Origin of the sequence: Reinekea forsetii, assembly GCF_002795845.1 — a bacterium.
GTDB lineage: Bacteria > Pseudomonadota > Gammaproteobacteria > Pseudomonadales > Natronospirillaceae > Reinekea > Reinekea forsetii.
Genome location: NZ_CP011797.1, coordinates 1,018,122 through 1,036,895, shown reverse-complemented (window position 1 = coordinate 1,036,895; position 18,774 = coordinate 1,018,122). Strand labels below are relative to the sequence as shown.

The 18,774-nt window shown below is 54.6% G+C and carries 16 protein-coding genes; 1 reads left to right on the top strand and 15 read right to left on the bottom strand.

The genetic code is table 11. The features are described from left to right. Positions 1–236: 236 nt before the first annotated feature. The 15 genes from dnaE to rpsB form a co-directional block, all read right to left on the bottom strand. Positions 237–3,743 (bottom strand): DNA polymerase III subunit alpha, encoded by a 3,507-nt coding sequence (gene dnaE / locus REIFOR_RS04770; RefSeq protein WP_100256482.1) that lies wholly within the window; start codon positions 3,741–3,743, stop codon positions 237–239. A gap of 16 nt (positions 3,744–3,759) precedes the next feature. Continuing rightward, entirely contained in the window at positions 3,760–4,365 is a 606-nt protein-coding gene (rnhB, locus tag REIFOR_RS04765; RefSeq protein WP_100256481.1) for a ribonuclease HII, read from the bottom strand. Continuing rightward, positions 4,362–5,507: a lipid-A-disaccharide synthase gene (gene lpxB / locus REIFOR_RS04760; protein WP_100256480.1), complete on the bottom strand. Its 1,146-nt coding sequence runs from the start codon at positions 5,505–5,507 to the stop codon at positions 4,362–4,364. Before lpxB ends, rnhB begins: the two co-directional genes overlap by 4 nt. Next, entirely contained in the window at positions 5,507–6,277 is a 771-nt protein-coding gene (gene lpxA / locus REIFOR_RS04755; protein WP_100256479.1) for an acyl-ACP--UDP-N-acetylglucosamine O-acyltransferase, read from the bottom strand. The genes lpxB and lpxA overlap by 1 nt, the downstream gene beginning before the upstream one ends. Further along, complete coding sequence (gene fabZ / locus REIFOR_RS04750) at positions 6,277–6,717, bottom strand: 3-hydroxyacyl-ACP dehydratase FabZ (RefSeq protein WP_100258699.1); 441 nt, start codon at positions 6,715–6,717, stop codon at positions 6,277–6,279. The genes lpxA and fabZ overlap by 1 nt, the downstream gene beginning before the upstream one ends. A gap of 38 nt (positions 6,718–6,755) precedes the next feature. Next, on the bottom strand, positions 6,756–7,790 hold the full coding sequence (gene lpxD, locus REIFOR_RS04745; RefSeq protein ID WP_100256478.1) for a UDP-3-O-(3-hydroxymyristoyl)glucosamine N-acyltransferase: 1,035 nt from the start codon (positions 7,788–7,790) through the stop codon (positions 6,756–6,758). Positions 7,791–7,807: 17 nt separating this feature from the next. Next, positions 7,808–8,359 carry an OmpH/Skp family outer membrane protein gene (locus REIFOR_RS04740; protein ID WP_100256477.1) on the bottom strand — a complete coding sequence of 184 codons (552 nt, stop codon included), beginning with the start codon at positions 8,357–8,359 and terminating at the stop codon, positions 7,808–7,810. 31 nt (positions 8,360–8,390) lie between these two features. Beyond that, the gene (gene bamA / locus REIFOR_RS04735) at positions 8,391–10,709 is read right to left on the bottom strand and encodes an outer membrane protein assembly factor BamA (RefSeq protein ID WP_100256476.1); all 2,319 of its coding nucleotides are present in this window, start codon (positions 10,707–10,709) and stop codon (positions 8,391–8,393) included. Positions 10,710–10,815: 106 nt separating this feature from the next. Next, positions 10,816–12,168: an RIP metalloprotease RseP gene (rseP, locus tag REIFOR_RS04730; RefSeq protein WP_227003763.1), complete on the bottom strand. Its 1,353-nt coding sequence runs from the start codon at positions 12,166–12,168 to the stop codon at positions 10,816–10,818. Beyond that, the gene (gene ispC / locus REIFOR_RS04725) at positions 12,165–13,337 is read right to left on the bottom strand and encodes a 1-deoxy-D-xylulose-5-phosphate reductoisomerase (RefSeq protein WP_227003762.1); all 1,173 of its coding nucleotides are present in this window, start codon (positions 13,335–13,337) and stop codon (positions 12,165–12,167) included. The genes rseP and ispC overlap by 4 nt, the downstream gene beginning before the upstream one ends. Continuing rightward, a complete protein-coding gene (locus tag REIFOR_RS04720; RefSeq protein ID WP_100256475.1) occupies positions 13,337–14,164 on the bottom strand; it encodes a phosphatidate cytidylyltransferase in 828 nt (275 codons plus the stop codon). The genes ispC and REIFOR_RS04720 overlap by 1 nt, the downstream gene beginning before the upstream one ends. 4 nt (positions 14,165–14,168) lie before the next feature. Further along, complete coding sequence (gene uppS, locus REIFOR_RS04715) at positions 14,169–14,936, bottom strand: polyprenyl diphosphate synthase (protein ID WP_100256474.1); 768 nt, start codon at positions 14,934–14,936, stop codon at positions 14,169–14,171. A gap of 98 nt (positions 14,937–15,034) precedes the next feature. After that, a complete protein-coding gene (gene frr / locus REIFOR_RS04710) occupies positions 15,035–15,592 on the bottom strand; it encodes a ribosome recycling factor (RefSeq protein ID WP_100256473.1) in 558 nt (185 codons plus the stop codon). A gap of 290 nt (positions 15,593–15,882) precedes the next feature. Beyond that, positions 15,883–16,749: a translation elongation factor Ts gene (tsf, locus tag REIFOR_RS04705; protein WP_100258696.1), complete on the bottom strand. Its 867-nt coding sequence runs from the start codon at positions 16,747–16,749 to the stop codon at positions 15,883–15,885. A gap of 102 nt (positions 16,750–16,851) precedes the next feature. Then, complete coding sequence (rpsB, locus tag REIFOR_RS04700; RefSeq protein ID WP_100256472.1) at positions 16,852–17,613, bottom strand: 30S ribosomal protein S2; 762 nt, start codon at positions 17,611–17,613, stop codon at positions 16,852–16,854. Positions 17,614–17,977: 364 nt separating this feature from the next. Here rpsB and map point away from each other — a divergent pair, with 364 nt between their 5' ends. Further along, positions 17,978–18,754: a type I methionyl aminopeptidase gene (gene map, locus REIFOR_RS04695; RefSeq protein ID WP_100256471.1), complete on the top strand. Its 777-nt coding sequence runs from the start codon at positions 17,978–17,980 to the stop codon at positions 18,752–18,754. Positions 18,755–18,774: the final 20 nt, after the last annotated feature.

The following is an 18,774-nucleotide window of genomic DNA, read 5'->3' as shown; positions in this document are numbered from 1 at the left end:
AGTTCCCGTCAAAGTCTTTAGTTGTCAGGTTATTGGTCGGCCCGGTTAGACCACAGGACGCCAAATAGACCCGTCACAGTAAAAATATTAACCACAGGTTAAAGGCTTGTGGTCGGCCTAACAAGCGTCCATGTGAAGATTAAGCTATGAACAAAAGTAATTAATGACCGCCCCGCCCCCAGAACGCTCTGCCTGCGCCGCGTCATCACCCTGTCGAACGACAGGCCAATGGCGCGCTATTGATAGCGAAACTTATAGCCCGTTTCGCCAAAGGACTGCCTCAGGGTATGTAAAGTCTCATCCTCCAGTGGGATCCGATAGCGCTCGTGAAGCATCACTTCGCCTTGGGCCAAGTCATTGGTATAACGGATCCAGACCTTACAGCCACGATCCTCGGGAAGATCAGAGCGTACCAACGCCTTGAGTTTGGCCAGGAAGGCTTGAGCCTGCGCAGCCTCAACCTTAAATTCAACCCCCTTGATCAGGGCCTGCCGAGCCTCTACTAGGGTATAGACCTTCTGCGCGCGAATGCGCGGCCGATCGTTGTAATCGTCCCAACCGGCCTCGGCTTCGACCACGACGACCGTATCGACGATCATCAGGTGCTTAAATTCGGCATAGGCCTCACCAAAGAGGGTCATCTCCAGTCGGCCGGTGCGGTCATCGAGCGTGACGATGGCCATGGTTTCGCCACGTTGCGTTTGCCGGGTACGGACCCCCATCACCAAACCGGCAAAGGTCTTGATATTGCCGCGCCGCGACCGCTTCAGTTCTTCAACCGAGCCATCCAGATCGCCTAAGCGCATCGACACCACTTGCTGCACTTCGGCTTCAAATTCATCGATCGGATGGCCCGTCAGATATAGCCCCAAGGTCTCTTTTTCACCCGCCAAGCGCTCTTTTAGTGCGGCCTCCGGCACCTGGGCATAGAGCGCATAGACGTCAACTTCGACCTCGGCCTCAATCAGGCCGAACATATCTTCCATACGCGCTGCTGCGTTGGCGGCGGACTTCTCGGCGACCTTCACGGCATCGAGCATCGCGGCGAGCATAACATTGCGGTGCGGGCCGATGGTGTCCATCGCGCCGGCCCGAATCAGAGCGTCAATGGCGCGTTTATTGAGCTTCTTAGTGTCAACCCGGGCGCAAAAATCAAATAGGTTTTTGAAATCACCACCCTGCTCACGCGCGGCAACGATCGCTTCGACCGGACCTTCGCCGACCCCCTTGATGGCACCCAAGCCATAGATGATCTGATCTTGCGCATTAACGGTAAAGGCAAAGTCACCGGCGTTAACATCCGGTGGTAAGACATCGATCGCCAGTTGACGACACTCTTCAACGAAGATCACCACCTTGTCGGTGTTTTGCAGTTCAGACGACAGGGTCGCCGCCATAAAGGCGGCTGGATAATGGGTTTTCAGCCAGAGCGTCTGATAGGACACCAAGGCATAGGCGGCAGAGTGCGACTTGTTAAAGCCATAACCGGCAAATTTCTCCACCAGGTCAAAAATCTTAATAGCGAGGTGGCCATCGATACCGTTATTGATCGCGCCCTGTTCAAAGCTGTCGCGTTGTTTGGCCATCTCCTCTGGGTTTTTCTTGCCCATGGCGCGGCGCAACATATCGGCACCGCCCAGGGTATAGCCGGCTAGGACCTGGGCGATCTGCATCACCTGTTCCTGATAGAGAATAATGCCATAGGTCGGCGCTAGGATCGGTTTAAGCAGTTCGTGCTGGTACTGCACATCCGGATAAGACAACTCTTCGCGACCGTGTTTACGATTGATAAAGTTGTCGACCATGCCAGACTGCAGCGGACCCGGACGAAACAAGGCCACTAGGGCGATCATATCTTCCAGGCAGTCGGGCTTCAGCCGGGTGACCAGATCTTTCATGCCGCGTGACTCAAGTTGAAATACGGCCGTGGTGTGCGATTTCTGCAACAAGACAAAGGCCGCTTCATCGTTAAGCGGAATATCGGCTATATCGATCGCGGGCAAATTCAGCGCCAAACGGCGTGGATTGACGATTTTCAGCGCCCAATCGATGATGGTTAGCGTGCGCAACCCGAGAAAGTCAAACTTCACCAGACCGGCGTACTCGACATCGTTCTTATCGAACTGGGTCACCAGTCCGGTACCGTCTTCATCGCACAATAGTGGCGAAAAGTCGGTCAGTTTGGTTGGCGCGATCACCACACCACCGGCATGCTTGCCGGTTTGCCGGGTGATGCCCTCGAGTTTCAGCGCCATCTCCCAAATTTCCAAGCCCTCTTCATCGGACTCGAGGAACTCTTTTAGCTCGGCGACCTCGTCTCGGGCTCGACTCAACTTCATGCCCGGATCGGGCGGAATCAACTTGGACAGTCGATCGGCCAGACCAAAGGGCTTCCCCTGGACCCGCGCCACATCCCGCACCACCGCCTTGGCCGCCATGGTGCCGAAGGTGACAATCTGCGATACCGCCTGCCGGCCATAGGTATCGGCGACATATTGAATGACACGCTCGCGCCCATCCATACAGAAGTCGATATCAAAGTCGGGCATCGACACCCGCTCCGGGTTCAGGAAACGTTCGAACAGCAGATCGTATTCCAATGGATCCAGGTCGGTAATGTCGAGCACCCAGGCCACCAATGACCCCGCGCCCGATCCACGACCCGGTCCAACCGGGACGCCATTGTTTTTACCCCAGCGGATAAAGTCCATGACGATCAAGAAATAACCCGGAAAACCCATTTGGATGATGATATTGAGTTCGAACTCGAGCCGATCGTAATAGTCTTGCCGGCGTTCTTGAAAATCGAGCTGATCGGGTTTAAGCACCACGGCTAAGCGTTTTTCTAGACCACCGGCGGACAACTCGCGGAAGTATTCATCCATGGTCTTACCGGCGGGTACCGGGTAATCGGGCAGATAATATTTGCCCAGTTCGATCTGCGCCGAACAGCGCTGCGCGACCAGCAGACTGTTGTCGAGAGCCTCGGGTATATCGACAAACAACGCCGTCATCTCGTCTGCAGATTTTAGATACTGCTCTTCAGAATAGTGCTTATTGCGTTTCGGGTCGTCCAGCGTCACCCCTTCGTTAATGCACACCCTGGTTTCATGGGCTTCAAAGTCATCACGCGCAATAAACATCACCGCATTGGTAGCGACCACGGGTATGCCATGCTTGCGAGCCAGTAACAAACTGCCCTGCACCAACGCCTCGTCTTGGTCGCGCCGAGTGCGCTGCAATTCCAAATAATAACGGTCGCCAAAGCTTGCCTGCCAACGCTGGGCGCAACTTTCCGCCTGCTCGGCCTTACCGCGCAGCAGTGCCTGACCGACGTCACCGTTACGGGCGCCCGACAACAGTATTAGTCCGGCCTGTTTAGCGTGTAGCCAATCAGCCTTGACCTGAGGCCGGCCTTTGCGTTGATTGGATTGATAGCCGTCAGACATCAGTTCGGTAAGATTGCGGTAACCCTGGTTGGTGCAGGCCAATACCGTCATTAAGAACGGATCGGCGTCGTCTTGCTCATTCTCAATCCACAGATCGGCACCGAGAATCGGTTTAATACCGGCTGCTAAGGCCTGATTGTAAAATTTAATCAGACCGAAGAAGTTGCTGATATCGGTGATGGCCACAGCCGGCATCTGACTCTCACCAATTTTTTCAATCAGCTTCTTAATCCGGACGATGCCATCGCTGAGAGAATATTCGGTGTGAACGCGTAGGTGAACAAAATTTGCCATGATGGGGTCTACTGTCTCATTGGTTGGCGATGCAGGCTTTCACCGGCGCAAAACTGCGCCGATGTTCTGCCAGCACGCCGAATGTTAACAAAGCGGCCAGGTGTTGTTTAGTGCCATAGCCCTTGTGTCGATCAAATCCGTATTCTGGGTGACGCCGATGCAGAGCATGCATTTCACTGTCTCGTTGCACCTTGGCGACGATCGATGCTGCGGCAATGGCGGCAATTTTGCCATCGCCCTTGATCACGGCCTCGGCCGGGCACGGCAAGCCCGGGGGCACTCTATTGCCATCAATCTGGCAAAAAACCGGCTGCAGAGCCAAGCCCTCAACGGCTCGGCGCATGGCCAACAGAGTAGCCTGCAATATATTCAAGGCATCGATTTCTGCCACACTGGCGCGGGCGAGGCAAACGGCTAGGGCCTTTTCATGGATTTCCACGGCTAAGGCGGCACGGCGTTTTTCGGATAATTTTTTCGAGTCTTGCAGGCCGATTATCGGTCGCTTAGGGTCTAAAATGACCGCTGCTACAACCACATCGCCAAGCAAGGGGCCGCGGCCCACCTCATCGACGCCGGCCACTAGCCCGACCCCAAGGGCCCAATCTAAGCCAGCCTGGATCATCGACCGACCAGCGTCAAGACCGCTTGGGCGGCCTGCTGATCGGCATTGCAGGCCAGTTTGCGATGCCACTCGCTAGCCTGGGCGACAAATTCATGGCGGTAGTTTTCGTCTCTTAGGGCCCGTATCAGGTCCTCTGCTAAGCGCTCGGGCGTCGCCGCTGCCTGCAAGCGCTCTGGCACCCAGTTCCGCTCGGCCAATATATTGGGTAAGGCGACCCAACGGCCCGTCGCCAAACGGGAGATAATAAAATAGCTTAGGGCACTGAGCCTGTATGCGACCACCATGGGCTTCTTCCACAGCATGGCCTGTAGGGTTGCGGTACCGGAAGCAACCAATACCGCATCACTGGCCGCTAGGGCGTCATCCGCACGCTGATCAAGCACGGTGATATTCAAATCCGGCGCCTGCTGCGCGATGATCGCGGCAATCTGGTGCGCTCGATGGGTATTGGCCGCCGGGATGACAATTTGGATCGGCCCGATTTGCCGCTGTACCCGCGCCAAGGTAGCCAAAAAGAGTGCGGTAAGGGTTTGGACTTCGCTACCGCGTGAGCCGGGCAACATAGCCACCACCGGAATCCCTGCCGTCAAACCCATTTCTTGGCGCAGAATCTCGGGGGAATGGGTCATCGGCAGGCGATCGGCCAGGGTATGGCCGACAAAGGTGACGGGGATCTGCTCGCGCTGATAGAAGGTCGCTTCGAACGGCAATAGGGTCAACATATGATCGACGGCGCGGCGAATTTTTTTAATCCGACCTTTGCGCCATGCCCAAACGGACGGCGAAACATAGTGCACTGTCTTGATACCGGCTGTGCGTAAACTGATTTCTAAGCCAAGATTGAAGTCCGGGGCATCGATACCGATAAACACATCGGGTTGCCAATCCAGGCAGAACTGGGTGAGTGCGCGCCGGATACCCAAGAGTTCGGGCAGACGCCCGAGCACCTCGGTTAAACCCATCACCGACAACCGCTCCATCGGCACACGAGAGATCAGGCCGGCGGCGATCATATGGTCGCCACCGATGCCAGCAAATTCAATATCCGGTTGTTGAGCCCGCAACGCCTGCATCAATCCGGCGCCGAGCAAATCGCCACTGGCCTCACCAGCCACTAGAGCAACACGCAGCGGCGCGACCATCAGCGGCTAATGCCGCGGCGGGAATTGCGGATACTATCGATAAACACCTGGACCTCCGCGCCAATCGGATTCAGCTCAGATAATTCTGTGAGCGCATCCTGAATGGTCTTACCCTCTCGGTAAACGACCTTGTAGGCGTGTCGCAAAGCACGCAACGCTTCCTTAGAATAGCCGCGCCGCTTGAGTCCTTCAAAGTTCATGCCATGGGGCGCTGCCGGATAGCCTTGCACAGTGACAAAGGCGGGAATATCTTTTAACACGGTTGAACCGGCCCCCACGAAGGCGTGCTGACCGATCTGACAAAATTGATGCACCGCGGTATTGCCACCCAAGATGGCATGATCCCCGACTTCACAGTGACCGGCTACCTGAGCACCATTGGCTAATATGACATGGTCGCCGATGACACAGTCATGTGCGACGTGGGTATAGGCCATAAACAGACCGTGACTGCCAATCCGAGTTTCTCCGGCACCCTGAATGGTACCGCGCTGTAGGGTGGTGAATTCGCGGATGGTGTTGAAATCGCCGATGACCAGCCGCGTCGGCTCGCCCTGATATTTCATATCCTGGCATTCTTCGCCAACACTGGCAAACTGGAAAATACGGTTACCTTGGCCGATAACGGTCGGACCGTTGATCACCGCGTGAGGGCCAACCCAGGTATCCGGGCCAATCTCGACATCGGCACCGATCACCGAATAGGGCCCGATACTGACATTGGCGGCGATCTTGGCGCTTGGGTCGATTATCGCAGTTGGATGAATCATCAGGCTTGTCGTTCTGCGCAGAGAATATCAGCACTGGCGGCGAGTTTACCGTCGACAAAGGCTTTCCCGGCGACCTTGTACATGCCACGTCGCTCGGCAACAAACTCAATCACCAGTTCCAACTGGTCACCAGGCACCACCTGACGTTTGAATTTGACGTTATCCAAGCCGGCAAACAGGTAAAGGTAGCCATCCGCAGGGCGATGACCGGTGGTCAAAAACCCATAGATCGCGGTCAACTGAGCCAGCGCCTCGCAAATCAAGACGCCCGGAAAGATCGCCTTGTCCGGGAAATGGCCCTGGAACAACGCCTCATTGGCCGAGACGTTTTTAAAGCCGCGGATGCTAACGCCCGGTTCGTAGGCGGTTACCCGATCGACCAGCAGAAAGGGATAACGATGGGGCAACAAGGCCTTAATCTGTTCGATGCCCATGGGCATCTCAATGTTGGACTCTAAGGGTGTTGTTACTGCGCTCGTCATTCCGGTTCCTTAATAAGTTTTTCCAGCGCGTCAAGCCGCGCCATAGTAGTTTCCAACTGACGCACCCGCGCCACCATCTTACGCCAATCCTTACTGGCCTGAGCCGGCAAGCCGGAAGAGAATAGGCCGCCTTCAGTAGTACCCTTAGTCACCATGGCCTGACCGGTGAAATGACTATTATCGGCAACCTCGATATGGCCGGTAAAGCCGGACTGGCCGCCGGCGGAACAGCCGGCACCAATACGCGTGCTACCGGCTATGCCAACCTGCCCCGCCAGGGCGGTTCGAGCGCCAATGTGAACATTATGAGCAATATGCACCAGATTATCGATAATCACATCCGATTCAATTCGAGTGTCTTCGATTGCACCCCGATCGATAGTGCAATTCGCGCCAATTTCGACCCGATCGCCAATCACCACCCGGCCAAGCTGAGCGATCGCTTGCCAACCGGTAGCGGTGGGCGCATAACCAAACCCATTCGAACCGATCACGGTGCCGCTTTGAACCAGACAGTGCTCGCCCAGAGTACAGTGATGCGCCACCGTGACCCGAGCCTGGAGGCGGGTTTGAGCGCCGATTTGGGCGAAGTCGTCGATCACACAGTGTGCACCAATTACCGCACCCTGGCCAACCTCAACCCCCTTGCCCAGCACCGCGAAGGCACCGATGGTGACGCCTTGCGCCAGCCTTACACTCGGATCGATCTGTGCGCTGTCGGCATGGCTGCCATCGGCGCTTGGGCCAGTGCCAAATAAATGCGATAGTCGAGCATAGGCCAAATAGGGATCGTCTACCACCAACGCGACGCAGTTCGCCGGGCAGGCGGCTTGATCCGCTGCTTTAATCAGCACCACCGAAGCCTGCGTATCGGCCAACTGGCGGCGATATTTGGGCGACGCCAAAAAGCTCAGCTGGCCGACTTGAGCTTTATCGAGTGCGGCTAAGGCGGACACCGTCACCGATTTTTCTGTGTCGGTCAGTGGGGTCAGCGGCTGCACTAGAGCCAGCAGATCAGTTACCGTTAGCATCACTCAACTCCTGCGCCTTAGTTGGCGGATTGTTCGGCCGATCCGGCCTTGCGCTGCGCGTAGGCACTGTTGAATTGCGCTAACATTGCATCGGTAATATCGGGCGTACCATTAACCCAGAGTACCGCCTGAGAATCGACCACTAGGCTGAAGCCCTGCTCGATAACATAGGCGTTCATCAACTCGCGAATCAATGGTTGATATTGTTTAATGAAGCTGGCGCGACTCTGCTGCTGAGCCTGTTGCATCTGAGCGGTGATCTGCGCCTGCTCCTGGGTTAAGCCCTGTAACTCCTGCTCAAAGGCGCTAATTTCCTCTGCTGTCAGTATATCGCCATCGGTCAACAGGCGGCTTTCGCGCGTCTCGATACCCAATTGGATATCCTGAAGTCGACTCTGAGCGCCGGCCAGATCGGTGCGTAATGTTAGGGTAGCCGCTTCCGCCGCGCTGCTATTAAACAACACTGCCTGGTAATTCATAATCGCGACCATGGTTTCGGCACGGGCAACTGGGCTGGCTAAGACCCAGATCAGACTCAAGCCGGCCAATATTTTCTTGCTGTTTGCCACTGTAAAGTACTCCTCTAATGGTGGTTTGGGCTCAATACGAAATACCGATATTGAAGGAAAAATTCGTTGTGTAGTCGCTCACTTGCGCATTCAACGGCCAAGCATAGCTAAAGCTTAGTGGTGCAATTGGGGTAATCCAGGTCAGATCCACACCCGCTGAATAACGGATTTCAGCTAAATCGACGCCATTACTGCAGCTGCTATTGTCGGCGTGACACTGGTCGGTATACACATTGCCGGCATCGACAAACAGCGCGGTGCGGAAGGCGCGTTGATCGGTGGCGAAGGGCGTCGGAAAGAGTAACTCGGCGCCGTATTCCAGTTTAATATTGCCGCCGACGGGGCTGTTGGACTGACCGGTACCGGTCGGGCCGAGCGAGCCAGAGCGATATCCACGCACCGAGCGCGCACCACCGGAATAGAAGTTTTTGTAAAACGGAAACAGCTGGCTATCGCCATAGCCTTGGCCATAGCCGAGGTCGGTATGCACCCGAAGGGCCAGATTCTCGGCAAAATTGGTGAAGTGTTGCGCCGCGAGGCTGATACGGTAGTAACGTAAGTTGCCGGGTGGCATGGTGATTTCCAAATTACTCCGCACACTGGCGCCGTCGTCGGCTTTGAGCGTGCCGTTGAGGGTACTGTAGGACCAGCCGACACGACCGGTGATAATGTCGTAGTCGTTGCGATAGTCCGGGGCAAAATCGGTCATCTCCAACGGCGCGTTAGCGGTATTAATAAAGAGCTCGTCTCGACTGATGCCGAGGCCATAATTGAGCCGTTGATTCTCTGACAGGGGATAACCCAAATTTAACCGACCGCCGACCGTATTGGTGGCGTAGGTGCTAAAGGTGGTCTGATTGTAATCGGATTTCTTATAGTAGAGATCGGCCCCCAAGCTCACGCCGTCGAGCGTAAAGAACGGGTTTTCAGCCGATACTTGGTAGTTCTGGGTGGTTTCATTGACGTTGACCGAGGCTGAGAAATCAACACCGCGGCCAAAAAAGTTGGTTTGCTTAACCGACAGTTCACCGAAAAAGCCCGAGCCATCGGCATAGCCGCCCGAGATACTGAGTTGTGAGTCCTTCGCTTCGACGACCGAAACCACCAAATCGACCAAATCATTACGACCCGCAATGGGTTGAGTCTTAATGCTAACCTGGCTGAAATAGCCTAGACGATCCAAGCGTGATTTGGATGTACGGATGTTTTTATTGACCACTAAGGCCCGTTCCAATTGCCGCAGTTCGCGTCGAATGACTTCATCGTTAGTAGCGCTGTTACCCTGAATAATGATGCGATTGACATATACTGGGCTGCCCAACTGGACCTGGTAGGTGACCGTAACGGTCTGGCTGGGCGCATCGGTTTGGTGCACGTCGCGCACCTGGGCGAAGGCGTAGCCATATTCGCCGAGCAGGTCGGTGATGTCGCGGATATCGGTGGCCACATCGGTGCGCGAGTAAATTTGCCCCGGCTTAACACGCACCAGAGCTTGAATCTCGGCTGTCAGGTGTTTCAGATCCCCCGTCAGCTCGACCTCGGCTACGCTGTAGGCTTGCCCTTCGCTGATATTGAGGGCGATACTGATCGCGGCTTTATTCTCAGAGATCGACACCTGTTGGCTATCGACGGCGAAATCGAGATAGCCTAAATCGAAATAAAAATCCTCTAGGCGCTGGATGTCCCCGGTCAGGGCGGCCTTAGCGAATTGGTTGCGTTTGGTCATCCACTGCCAAATATGGGGTGATCCGGTGCGCTGCATCTGGATGATGGCAAGCAGTTCGGCATCGCTAAAAACGCTGTTACCGACCATCTGCAGTTGCTCAATTCGAGCAACAGGGCCCTCGCTGATCTGCATCTTAACGTTAACGCGATTACGAGTTAGTGGGATGACTTCAGTGTCGACGCGGGCATTGTAACGGCCTTGAGCGCCGTACTGTTTTTCCAGCTCTAGATCGATATTTTCCAGCAACGAACGACTGAAAATCTCACCCGTGGCCAGGCCGACATCGGCAAACACGGCCTCCAGAGTGGTGGTCGGAACACTGGAGTTGCCATCGAATTCGATGGTTTCGATGGCCGGTCGCTCGACTACATCGATCACTAGGCGACCGCCGTCGCGACTGATATCGACCGAGTGAAAAAAACCGGTCTGGTAAATTTCATGCAACCAGCGGCTAGCATCCTGATCATCCGCCAAGGTGCCTTCGCGCACTGACAGCTGGGCCAGGACACTGCCCAATGACACCCGCTGCAGGCCTTGTACGACTATTCTATCGACATTAAAGGTGGCGGCCTGCGCTACCGATACCATCAACGTAAAACATGCCACTAGTGCAGTCTTGAACATTAGTCCCAACGTCTTTACCTTTATCCTGTGGCGACCGAAAATCTTGGTCTGATTTAAATTTATAGGGCGGCATTCTGAAGCCTCACCCGAGCGCGGCAAACTGTCTTTACATTAAGCGGCCAATATCGTTGTAGAAGGTCAATAGCATCAGACTCATGATAAAGACCATACCGACTTGCGTACCAATTATTTGTGCTCGGTCGGACAAGGCTTTGCCCCTGAGCCACTCAATCGAGTGAATCACCACATGACCGCCATCCAACACCGGAATGGGCAGCAAGTTAACAATCGCCAGGCTGATGCTGATCAGGGCTAAAAAACCAATGAAGGATTCAAATCCCGTGCCCACTGACAGGCCCGCCATCTTAGCCATCGAAATGGGACCGCCAATCTGCTTCAAGGACACCTTACCGGTCGCCATCTTCCACAACATATTGTAACTCAGGACACTCATTTGCACCGTGTCGGTTAAGCCGCGCCATGCCGCCTGCCAGGGCCACAAACGAACGGTGGTCAGCTGTTGCTCCGACCAAGCCAGCGGCGCACTGCCCGTGCCAACATAGCCGATGGTGCGCTCCTCTTGCATCTTACTGCCTGGCACCAGGGTCAGCTCCAGCCTCTGCTCGGCGCGTTCGATACTAAGGGTCAACACCTGGCCGGGGCTGCTCTGAACCCGGTCAACCCACTCCGACCAGGTCGCTAGGGCGCTGCCGTTAATAGCCAGCACGCGATCACCTACCGCCAAACCGCTTTGTTCGGCCGGCCCACCCGCTTCAAGCCAGCCGATAAGCGCGGGGTGGATCGGCATTTCTGGGCTCAGACCTAGGTTGTGTAAGGGATCCGGAGAGTCCTGCTCGGCCAGCCAGTTTTCAATCGGCAGCTGAACACTTTTTTTGCTTTGCTGGCGGATTAGGCTGATATCGATTAGGCCACTCTCGCCAACACGTGAGGCCAGGGCCAGACTTAGGTCGGTGAAGGAGTCGACGCTGCGACCATCAATGGCCACGATTCGGTCGCCACGTGTCATATCGGCCTGCTGCGCTGGCGAATCGTCTCTGGGATGGTCAATCAGAGGCACCAGATCCTGGACGCCAATACTGTACATCAGGGCAAAGGCCACGATAGCAAAGAGGAAATTGGTGATCGGTCCGGCCAAGGCGATGGCGATCTTTTGTGGCGCGGTCTTCGAGTTAAAGGTTTGCCCAAGTAGCTCTGTTGGCACCGGCCCTTCTCGCTCGTCGAGCATCTTGACATAGCCCCCCAGGGGAATCCAGGCGACCACAAATTCGGTCCCAGAACGATCGGTTCGGCGCCAAATTGGCCGACCAAAGCCCACCGAAAAACGCTCCACCTTGACGCCGAAGCGCCGCGCCATCCAAAAATGGCCATATTCGTGCACCGTCACCAGGATGCCCAGTGCCAGCAGCATGCCAAAAACGGAGTTAAGCAATAGCATCATCGTAGCGCCTTAATTTGTTCGGCGGCCTGGGCGCGAGCAGCGCGGTCGACCTCCAGCAGTTGATCAATCGACTCCACTGGGCTGCGGCCCAAGCGGGTCATGACTTGCTCGTTTATTCGGGGGATATCCATAAAACCAATGTCGCCCTCGAGGAAGGCCGCAACCGACATCTCATTGGCGGCATTGAGCACGGCGGGCACAGTGCCACCTTCGGCCATGGCCTCCTCGGCCAAGCGCAGGCACGGAAAGCGGACCCGATCGGGTTGATCAAACTGCAATTGCAACAGCTGAGAAAATTCCAAGGGTGCGCTGCCACTGACGATTCGATCCGGATAGGCTAGGCCATAGGAAATGGGCGTGCGCATATCGGGCGAGCCCATCTGTGCTAAAACCGACCCGTCAATATAGCGCACCATACTGTGGATAACACTTTGTGGGTGCACCACTACTTCGATTTTTTCCGGTGGCACACTAAAGAGCCAGCAGGCTTCGATTAGCTCCAGACCCTTATTCATCAGCGAAGCCGAATCGACCGATATCTTTCGACCCATCGTCCATGTCGGGTGGGCAATGGCTTGCTCCGGCGTGGCGGTAAGCAACTGTTCCATGGGGGTCTGCCGAAAGGGCCCACCCGATGCCGTTAATAGGATCGAGTCCACGCCCGCCTGACTTTGATCGGCTGGCAGGCATTGGAAGATGGCATTGTGTTCACTGTCGATCGGCAGCAATAGCGCTTGGGATTTGGCCACCGCCTCCATCAACAGAGCACCGGCGACGACCATGCTCTCTTTATTGGCTAAGAGCAGCTTTTTACCGGCATGCGCCGCGGCAAGGGCGGACTTCAGACCGGCCGCGCCAACGATAGCGGCCATAACGGTATCCACTTGCGCCGCGCTGGCGACATCGGCCAAGGCCTGCTCACCGATCAGGATGTCGCAGTTCCGGTTCGGTAACAGCTCAAGCAGTTGCCGATACCGCGTGTCATTGGGCACCACGGCAAACTGAGGTTTAAAGCGAATGATGTCTAGAGCTAATTGCGCCATATTGGCGTGCCCGCTGAGGGCGAAGACAGTAAAACGGTCTGGATGCTGGCCGATAACATTGAGCGTGCTTTGACCGATCGAACCGGTGGCGCCTAGAACGGTGACGCGTTGTCGTGTCGTCATCATTAAACCACCGCTAACACGTACCATAACAGGACAAACATCGGCGTCGCAGCACAGAGGCTATCGATGCGATCCAAAATCCCACCATGACCGGGCAGCAGGGACGAACTGTCCTTAATACCTCGATTGCGCTTTAACAGGGATTCAAACAGATCGCCGACCACCGAAATGGCAATAACTGCGGCCGACAATAGCATCAACCAGAGCCAGTCCTGGACGCTGTAATCCGGCAAGTAGAGGCCAGCTATTAGCACCGAGACGAGGATAGATGTCGCCATGCCGCCATAAACCCCGGCCCAAGTCTTACCCGGACTTACGGCAGGTGCCAGCTTCCGGTTGCCAAAGGCGCGACCCGCAAAATAGGCTCCTATATCAGCACCCCAGACGAGCAACATCAACCAAGTCAGTAATAACGCCGAATCTGGTTGGCTTTTTAGCCAGACCAGGCCCATCCAGAGGGCAACCAGCACGGGCACCATGATCGCCAGCTTTATCGGGCCAGAGCGCAACCAGCCGGTTACGCGCGGATAGAGATATACACTTACCCCGGCTAGCAACCAAAATACCAGCGCAGAAAGCACCAACAGGGCCCAAATCAGGGAGTCCACGGTAATCCAGTGATGAATTACCCCTAGCACCACCGCAGTGATCGTAGCCAAAACGATGCGCGCACGCGGCGCTGAAAAACCGGCAAGATTGGCCCATTCCCAGGCGCCTAAGACGACGATCGACCCGGCAAAAACGCTAAAGCCAATACTCGGTAGCAAATAGATGCCGGCCAACATCAGGGGGGCCAGCACTAGGGCCGTTACAAATCGCTGCAATAACATGAACTTACTTCTCTTGTTCTAGTTGTTCGTCGGTACGACCAAAACGCCGAGTCCGACCTAAAAAGGAGTCAAAGGCCTTTAACAGCGATTCACTGCTAAAATCTGGCCAATATTCATCGGTAAAATAGAATTCGGTATAGGCCATTTGCCAGAGTAGAAAATTCGATATTCGTTGCTCCCCGGCGGTGCGAATACACAGATCCGGCGGGGGCAGATCACCGAGCATGACCTGCTCACCAATCAACGCTTCGGTGATGGCCGCAGGTTCTAATTCGCCAACCTTGACCCGCTGAGCAAGCTTAATAACGGCTTGGGTAATATCCCAATGACCACCATAGTTGGCAGCAATCGCCAGAGTCATGCCGGTATTTTGGGCCGTGTCGAACTCGGCTTTGGCAACAGCCCGCTGAATCGAAGGGCTGAACGCCGTGATATCGCCAATCACCCTAAGCCGGACATTATTGCTGACCAGCTTTTTAACTTCTCGATTCAGGGCAAGCAAAAAGAGATCCATCAATGCGCTGACTTCATCCTTGGGTCGACGCCAGTTTTCAGAACTGAAGGCATAGAGGGTTAGTACCTCGACCCCGGCACGCGCACAGGTTTCGACGGTCGTGCGCACCGCACGGGCGCCAGCCTTATGGCCAGCAATACCGCCTAGCAAGCGTTTTTTTGCCCATCTATTGTTACCATCCATGATCACCGCAACATGGCGGGGTACGACTTTCACTGTCGACTCTAGGGGCTGACCCTTGTTAGATTTATTTAGCATCCCTTCCTAGCTTAATTCTGTTACCGGTGAAACACAGACAATCCCAAACCACAAAAGGCAACATGAATCCATGTTGCCTCGGCAGGATACCTAACCCATCAAACCTTCATTAACTCGGCATCTTTTTCGGCCAGATCACGTTCAATCTCGGCAATGGCCGCATCGGTCAGCTTTTGAATATCTTCCTCGGCGCGCTTACCCTCATCTTCTGAGAGTTCCTTTTCCTTAACCAGGTCCTTGATCGAGGCATTGGCATCGCGACGGCCGTTACGCACCGACACACGGGCCTTTTCGGCCTCATTGCGGGCGACCTTAATCATGTCTTTTCGGGTCTGCTCGGTCAACATCGGCATCGCGATGCGAATATTACTGCCGGAAGTTGACGGATTCAAACCCAAATCACTCTTCATAATGGCGCGCTCAACCTGCGGCACCATATTTTTTTCCCACGGCACAATCGCGAGGGTACGACCGTCCTCAATCAAAATATTGGCCACCTGCTTGATTGGGGTCATGTTGCCATAATAATCGACCATGACACCATCCAAGATAGCCGGATTGGCGCGACCGGTACGAATCTTATTGAAGGCATCGCCCAGCGCTAACAGCGCTTTGCGGTTGTGACTGTCGGTTTCCTGCTTAATTTCTTCAATCATCTGTTGAATTCCTTTACCTATTCACAGTCTGGCCGACGCTGCCGGCGGGCATATGCCCTGCCTTACCGCGCTATGCAGCCGCTCCCCTGGGAGCGGCAGGACTGGCCGGTTGTCGACTCGCTTAAAACCAATGAGAAATTTCGATTCTTTATTATACACACCCTGTACAGGCATTTCTTTGAATTCGTCCACTCATTTTGAGCAAACAATCGCCGTACCAAAAAACAAACTGCAGAAATAGGACACATAAAAAAAGGCAGCGCAGCTGCCTTTTCTGGATTTAGATTGCTTTAGCCGCCTTTGACGGCTGCTGCGACTTCTGCGGCGAAATCGACAACTTCTTTTTCGATCCCTTCACCCACTTCAAAACGGGTAAAGCTCACGATCTCGGCTTCGGCTTTCTTAGCCAAGGCACCGATCTTGATGTCCGGGTCCTTGATGAAAGGCTGCTCACTGAGAGATATCTCCGCAACAAACTTCTTCAGGCGGCCGACCATCATTTTTTCAATGATCTCTGCTGGCTTGCCAGATTCTTCAGACTGGGCCCGAACAACCTCTTCTTCGCGCGCCAAAACATCGGCTGGAACGTCATTCACATTGACGTACTGAGGATTGATGGCGGCGACATGCATAGCAATGTCTTTCGCCAGGTCCGGCGTACCGCCAGTCAATTCAACAGCTGCGGCTATACGGCCACCGTGCACATAGGCCTCGACGGTCTTACCCGCACCACCGATAAACACAGCGCGACGCACGCTGATGTTCTCACCGATCTTCTGAACCAGCGCGGCACGCTCGTCTTCAAGACCATCTGCCATGAAGGCGGCAACATCGGAGCTGCCCTTGGCAAAAGCGACATCAGCCACCTTGTGGGCAAAGTTTAAAAAGTTGTCATCTCGCGCAACAAAGTCGGTTTCGCTGTTAATTTCCAGCAGCATTACCAACGAATTGTCAGCAGAGGTCCGAGTAACCAGGATACCCTCAGCCGCGATACGGCCGGATTTCTTAGCGGCTTTCAGGCCCGATGACTTGCGCAGATTATCAATGGCGAGTTCGATATCACCCTCAGACTCGACGAGTGCTTTCTTGCACTCCATCATGCCTAGGCCAGTTCGATCTCGAAGTTCTTTCACCAGGCTCGCAGTAATTGCCATGATTTTGGTCCTCAATTCAATTTAGTATTACGCATATTCAACCGGATATAGGGTTCCGGAAGAGGAAAAAGGGGCCGCAGCCCCTTCAAGCTAAGAGAATCAAGCTTATTCAGCTGACTCTTCTTTGGCTACAACCACGTCAGCTGCTTCTGCAGCATCGGCCATTTCCACGAACTCATCAACGTCACCGCCACGGGCTTCCAAGATGGAATCGGCGATTGCACGGGCATAGATCTCAATGGCGCGAATCGCATCATCGTTACCCGGAATGACATAATCGACACCGTCTGGGTTCGAGTTGGAGTCAACGATACCAATAACTGGGATGCCCAGTTTGTTGGCTTCGAGGATTGCAATACGCTCGTGGTCCACGTCGACAACAAAAAGAGCATCCGGCAAGCCGCCCATGTCCTTGATACCACCGATTGAACGCTCCAGCTTCGCTACTTCGCGAGTCGCCATCAGACGCTCTTTCTTAGTCAGCTGCTCGAAGGTGCCATCGGCCTGTTGCACAGTCAACTCACGCAGACGTTTGATCGATTGACGAATGGTCTTGTAGTTGGTCAGCATACCGCCTAACCAACGGTGCGCCACGTACGGCATATCCGAACGAGTCGCTTCTTCAACCATGATGGCACTGGCTGAACGCTTGGTACCGACGAACAGAACCTTGTTCTTTTTGCTGGCAAGGTTGCCAACGAAGGCCAAAGCTTCATTTAACGCTGGAACAGTGTGCTCCAAGTTGATGATGTGAATCTTGTTTCGGGCGCCAAACAAATACTTACCCATTTTCGGGTTCCAGTAACGGGTCTGGTGGCCAAAGTGAACACCTGCTTTAAGCAGTTCACGCATTGATACAGTAATCATAAATACCTCATTATTCGGGTTAGGCCTCCGCACTCCCCATGATCCAACCCCTTTCGGGCACCCAGAATCACGTGACGGTGTGCGTGAGAATTTAGGAAACACTTCATTTAGTTGAAGCGGCGCGCTTTATACCAAATTCAGCGATTTAAGACAAGAAAAATATCCCGGTCCCAGTCCGTGGGGCGTCCCTCAACACCTCGGAACCGGCCCCGAAAAGCGGGCCTAAGAGCCGGTCATGGCAGTCGCGGCGTATTTTTAGCATCTTTTATATGGCTCTAGCGGGTGCCCTACTATTTGCGGGGCTGCAACTGGCTAACAAAACCGTTAGAATCGCCTACTACCTAGTAACCGAATTGGAACAAGCATGGCTGTAACCATAAAAAGCCCTGAAGAAATCGCTAAAATGCGTGTCGCCGGCCGCCTCGCGGCTGAGGTGTTGGAAATGCTCGAATCCCATGTTGTGGTCGGCGTGAGCACCGCAGAGCTCGATAGGATCTGCCATAACTACATCATTGATGTCCAGGAAGGCATACCGGCGCCGCTCAACTATGGCAACCCGCCCTTTCCGAAGTCGATCTGTACGTCGGTAAACCAGGTCATTTGCCATGGTATTCCGAGCGAGGATAAGATCCTCAAGAAGGGCGATGTGGTCAATGTCGACATCACGGTCATTAAAGACGGCTACCACGGCGACACCAGTAAGATGTTTTACGTCGGCGAAGTCGCGACTCATATCGATCGTCTGTGCAAGGTAACCCAGGAATGTCTTTATAAGGCGATTGCACTGGTCAAGCCGGGCGCGACCCTTGGAGACATAGGCCACGTGATTCAGCAACACGCCGAGGCCAACCATTACTCTGTGGTACGGGAGTTCTGCGGCCATGGTATCGGCGCGGTATTTCACGAAGAGCCGCAGGTATTGCACTATGGCCGGCCCGGAGTGGGCATGGCGCTGAAGGAAGGCATGATCTTTACGATCGAGCCGATGATCAATCAGGGTAAGGCGCAGTGCAAAATACTCAGCGACCAATGGACCGTGGTCACCAAAGATCGCAAGGCCTCCGCTCAGTGGGAACATACCTTGTTGGTCACGGCTACTGGCGTGGAGGTTTTAACAGCCCGCACCGAAGAGTCATTCTAGCGGGTCTAAAGTTATTTCAT

What these genes read in the sequence shown, in the direction of transcription:
- lpxB (WP_100256480.1), bottom strand. Translation starts at nt 5,507, where the DNA reads ATGGTCGCGCCGCTGCGTGTTGCTCTAGTGGCTGGTGAGGCCAGTGGC.
- fabZ (WP_100258699.1), bottom strand. Translation starts at nt 6,717, where the DNA reads ATGCCCATGGGCATCGAACAGATTAAGGCCTTGTTGCCCCATCGTTAT.
- dnaE (WP_100256482.1), bottom strand. Translation starts at nt 3,743, where the DNA reads ATGGCAAATTTTGTTCACCTACGCGTTCACACCGAATATTCTCTCAGC.
- map (WP_100256471.1), top strand. Translation starts at nt 17,978, where the DNA reads ATGGCTGTAACCATAAAAAGCCCTGAAGAAATCGCTAAAATGCGTGTC.
- frr (WP_100256473.1), bottom strand. Translation starts at nt 15,592, where the DNA reads ATGATTGAAGAAATTAAGCAGGAAACCGACAGTCACAACCGCAAAGCG.
- rseP (WP_227003763.1), bottom strand. Translation starts at nt 12,168, where the DNA reads ATGATGCTATTGCTTAACTCCGTTTTTGGCATGCTGCTGGCACTGGGC.
- rpsB (WP_100256472.1), bottom strand. Translation starts at nt 17,613, where the DNA reads ATGATTACTGTATCAATGCGTGAACTGCTTAAAGCAGGTGTTCACTTT.
- rnhB (WP_100256481.1), bottom strand. Translation starts at nt 4,365, where the DNA reads ATGATCCAGGCTGGCTTAGATTGGGCCCTTGGGGTCGGGCTAGTGGCC.
- uppS (WP_100256474.1), bottom strand. Translation starts at nt 14,936, where the DNA reads ATGCTAAATAAATCTAACAAGGGTCAGCCCCTAGAGTCGACAGTGAAA.
- lpxD (WP_100256478.1), bottom strand. Translation starts at nt 7,790, where the DNA reads ATGCTAACGGTAACTGATCTGCTGGCTCTAGTGCAGCCGCTGACCCCA.
- REIFOR_RS04720 (WP_100256475.1), bottom strand. Translation starts at nt 14,164, where the DNA reads ATGTTATTGCAGCGATTTGTAACGGCCCTAGTGCTGGCCCCCCTGATG.
- ispC (WP_227003762.1), bottom strand. Translation starts at nt 13,337, where the DNA reads ATGATGACGACACGACAACGCGTCACCGTTCTAGGCGCCACCGGTTCG.
- bamA (WP_100256476.1), bottom strand. Translation starts at nt 10,709, where the DNA reads ATGTTCAAGACTGCACTAGTGGCATGTTTTACGTTGATGGTATCGGTA.
- lpxA (WP_100256479.1), bottom strand. Translation starts at nt 6,277, where the DNA reads ATGATTCATCCAACTGCGATAATCGACCCAAGCGCCAAGATCGCCGCC.